The sequence below is a fragment of the Neisseria sp. P0021.S005 genome (genome assembly GCF_051956955.1).
This window is the reverse complement of record NZ_JBQCWY010000913.1, coordinates 1-504: the sequence shown is the minus strand read 5'-3', so window position 1 is coordinate 504 and position 504 is coordinate 1. Positions and strand designations below refer to the sequence as shown.

The 504-nt window shown below is 56.0% G+C and carries 1 pseudogene; it reads right to left on the bottom strand.

Annotated elements, in window-relative coordinates:
• Positions 1 to 489 (bottom strand): annotated as a pseudogene (locus ACTHUE_RS20130) (chloride channel protein); the annotation flags it as partial.
• Between the last annotated feature and the right edge of the window lie 15 nt (positions 490 to 504).

The following is a 504-nucleotide window of genomic DNA, read 5'->3' as shown; positions in this document are numbered from 1 at the left end:
GCTGTGTTGCCAGTCGGTCAATCCGCCAAAGGTCAGTTGGTTGCCTGCTTTCCCGTTGCCCAAAATTTCGGGAAACAAAACGGACATTACGCCGATGAGTGCAAACATGCAGACGGCCAAGGGAATGATTTTGATGTTGTCGCGCTTGATGAAGGGGAACTTTTGGGCGGTACGCTGGAAAAAGACGGCGGTTGCGCCCAGTATCGGGCCGATGATGGCGGAAAACCAAAGTAATGAGGTGTTGATGGAAAGGTTGGCCGGATGATATTGCTGCACGTCGCCCAAGCCGATGCGTGCGACGGCGGTGGCGATGACGGAAGTCAGCAATGCGGCGGCGACGGCTGGCTGAGTCCATAAGCCCAGCATGGCTTCGAGGATAAAAAGTGTGGAGGCGAGCGGCACGTTATACACGGCTGCCAAACCTGCACCCGAGGCGCAAGCAATGACCAGCCTTGTGTCGTCTTCGCTCAACCCGAAACGGTTGACGCCTACTTAAGCAAAGGC